This is a genomic window from Aminobacter sp. P4_H6_2, from assembly GCF_056400805.1.
Window position 1 is genome coordinate 1 of sequence record NZ_JBFUKO010000622.1, and the last position, 3063, is coordinate 3063.

General features: G+C 57.4%; 3 protein-coding genes and 1 pseudogene. 1 reads left to right on the forward strand and 3 read right to left on the reverse strand.

The window, feature by feature from the left end; all coding sequences use genetic code 11:
• The 3 genes from AC1DUU_RS27595 to AC1DUU_RS27605 form a co-directional block, all read right to left on the reverse strand.
• Nucleotides 1–539 (reverse strand): general stress protein (locus tag AC1DUU_RS27595; RefSeq protein WP_476786540.1); only part of this gene is annotated, 539 nt, incomplete at its 3' end.
• Between the two features lie 22 nt (nt 540–561).
• Nucleotides 562–873, reverse strand: a complete 312-nt coding sequence (locus AC1DUU_RS27600; protein ID WP_476786538.1) for a PepSY domain-containing protein — start codon at nt 871–873, stop codon at nt 562–564.
• 357 nt (nt 874–1230) lie between these two features.
• Nucleotides 1231–1731, reverse strand: a complete 501-nt coding sequence (locus AC1DUU_RS27605) for a YciE/YciF ferroxidase family protein (RefSeq protein ID WP_476786539.1) — start codon at nt 1729–1731, stop codon at nt 1231–1233.
• 966 nt (nt 1732–2697) lie between these two features.
• Here AC1DUU_RS27605 and AC1DUU_RS27610 point away from each other — a divergent pair.
• Nucleotides 2698–3063 (forward strand): annotated as a pseudogene (locus tag AC1DUU_RS27610) (hypothetical protein); the annotation flags it as partial.

Sequence of the window (3063 nt, forward strand, 5' to 3'; positions counted from 1 at the left end):
TCGTCGAATGCGGTCCAACCGTCCTCGGCATAGGCCGCCCGACGCTCGTTGATATCCACCCGATTGGAGTTCTGAAGGATCGACCGTGCAGCGTCCTCTTCCGCTCCTTCCGTGACACGCGCCGTAACGAGTGTTCCGCCACGTCGAACCCCCTCCGCATAGACATGGGCGTCTTCGTCCGGTACTCCAGAATCAGTCAGCGCCCCGATTAGGCCTCCGGTCGCACCTCCCGCCAGTGCGCCAGCGGCAGCACCTGCAGCAGTCGCCGCCAGCCAACCCGCTGCCACCACTGRCCCCACCCCCGGGATAGCCATCACGCCAAGGCCGGTTAGCAAGCCCCCAGCCCCGCCAACCAACGCTCCGATGCCCGCTCCCTTGCCTGCAGCTTCGGCTGTATCGGAATCATGGTCGTCGTAAGAGCCATCTGCATTGCTGGCGACCAAGCTGATGTCTTCGTTCGTAATGCCAGCTTGCGCCAGCTTATCGACCGCAGCTTTTGCGTCGGAATAATTATCAAACAGTCCTGTCACACTTACCATTGTTTTCATCCTTATATTATGGTTACTGGGCTACTACGTTGCCCTGGTAGTCGAGCGAAACGACTACGTCCTTGCCGTCTTTTGTAGCTTTGCCCTGCCAGATTCCGCTCTCGGACTTCACCAGCGCAGAGACATTTTGGAACCCTGCGTCTTCGATTCGTTCTTTGGCTTGGGCCTCAGTGAAACTGTTTGCGCCTGCTACTGGCGCTGTCGGATTCGCAGAATCCGGAGTAGCGATAGCAGGAGTCTCACCGTCGCTTGATGGCTGGGTCTGGGCTTGGGCAAAAAGCGACGAGGCGGCCAGCAATGCCGCGCTAAGTATCAAATTTTTCATTCGTGTTCTCCTTGACTATTGTCGGGAGGAGAACATTGGAGCGCTGCAATAGTTCCCCAAAAAAACTCGCGAATCCGAATTATTAAAGTTTGTGCATCCACTTAAGTTCTACATGGATCGGGCGATCTACGGAGGACGGCCCGGCGAGTAAACGTATAGCGCGTGCGCTGGCCATATGTAGGCTCGATATAGCCGTACCTTCGCGGGAGACTACTCTTCAAACGACCAGACGTTGATTGTCCGGCGTTAGTGCGGTGCAAGCGATCAGAGAGTGGAGCATCCGATGATCACCGATCCTTCGCCGGAAGTTTAAGCCTGCCGGCGAAACCGGCAGGCCAAGAATTCGGCACGTGTGTGTTATGCGGCCAAGGCCTCGCGGTTGGCCTTGCTGTCGGCCAGCACCGTAAGATCCTTATCTGTGGTCTCTTCCTCGGCGAGTGTCGCGGCAAAAAGATTCGCGGCGTCGGGCATCTTCATGATCTCGGCCCACCGGCGAAGCGTGCCGTAGCGGGTGATCTCATAATGTTCCACAGCCTGGGCAGCGGAGATCAGGCCTGCGTCGCCAGCGGCAGTACCCTTGAACTCTTCTAGAATTTCCTCGCCTTCCTCGAGAATGYCGTCGATGGCAGGGCAGGTCTTTCCTTGCGCGCGCTTGCCGAGGAGTTCAAACACTTGCTGCAGCCGATCAACATGGCCTTCCGTCTGCTGGCGGTGTTTTTCGAAGGCGGCCTTCAATTCCGGTGAACTCGCGCCACGTGCCATCTTGGGCAGGGACTTCAGAATCTTGCGCTCGGCGTAATAGATGTCGCGAAGGGTGTCATAGAACAGGTCGTCGAGACCCTTTTCTTTAGTTGGCATGTTCATTCTCTCCCTGGATTGACCCTCGTGGGGAGCAGAACGGTCGGCTCAGCTTTCGGTTCCAACCCTAGCGGGTTTATTGTGTCTAACAGAGTCGAGCGCTATTCCGATGTCATTAACCCGCGCTTTGCACGCCGGATCTGGGGCGTTTTGTTCTTGTGAAAACGTATCACCACATTCGCGCAGCCGATTGAGCGTCGCCTCGCGGGCGGCGGTTATCGCGGCCCTGCTGAGCAGTTTTTGGAACTCGGGAGCTAACTCGTCGCCTGGTCGTGCGAGGGAATGAAACCGCAAAATTCCGTTCATTGGTGAAGCCCTTTCAGGCCTGAAACTTCGTTGAAGATCTCTGGATCAACGCAAGGCAGCTGTCGGCGTTCCGTGACGTGGCTTAACCGTCCCTCCATGGCATCAAAACATGGGCAGCCGCCGCCGCGAGCGGGTTACTCATCCGGGATCTGATCGTAGGTTCCTCGCGGTGGGTGCTGAGATTATCTATGCTTTGGGCCCGATAGTCGCGGTCTCAATGGACCAGCGCTCCAACCGCTGCCGCATCTTGATGCGCCCCTGACCAGGGGTGACCAGCATCCCGCGTTCATGAATCGCGGGGCGGAGTGTCATCTAACGCTGCTATCTAGCCATGCCTACCGAGTTGTTGGCTGGTAATCGCGGTTGACAACCTCAGCGGAACCTAAGCGCTGCATCGGCGTTGGATCACACCTGAATCCCATCTTCTTCGAGGAATTAAAGTCTGGCCAATACCCCAAGACAGTCGGGTAGCCCCGCCCTGAGAGGAAACGGCGATGAGCTCCATCAGATAGCCGACGACAGGGAGGTCCTGACGACCGCTCAAGGAGGACCGGTAGCTGATGATCAGAACACTGGCGGCGTCGAGGCCGCGGACGGAAGCTGGATCGAAGGCAAACACATGATCGACGGCGGGCCGTCGGTCCTACTCGGGAGTTCTTCATGCAAATCATTCACACCGAAGTTGCACAGGCAACCGCACCAAACGGACAGCCGCTCCTGCGCGTGATTTTTTGCGGGGAAGGTGGCGAGTGCGTCACCGTCGATATGGCCAATGTCGAAGCGGGAAATGACGGGACCGCCATCGATCGGGCGAGGGCAATCCTGGTTCAAACTGCCACTTTCGATTTGGCGGTCAACGACTATGAAAAGCAAAGTAACGGCAATTTTGACCAAGTCGGCGTCACTGCAGCCGATGACGAGAATGGCCGCGTCTACATCTTCGAGTATTGCGACGGTAATACAGACCGGCGCGTTCCCCCAGCGATAATGCCGAGCCTGGAAGCTGCACGCGAGGAAGGGGTGCGC

Excerpts from the sequence above, each read along its gene's own strand:
- AC1DUU_RS27600 (WP_476786538.1), bottom strand. The coding sequence starts at position 873 with ATGAAAAATTTGATACTTAGCGCGGCATTGCTGGCCGCCTCGTCGCTT.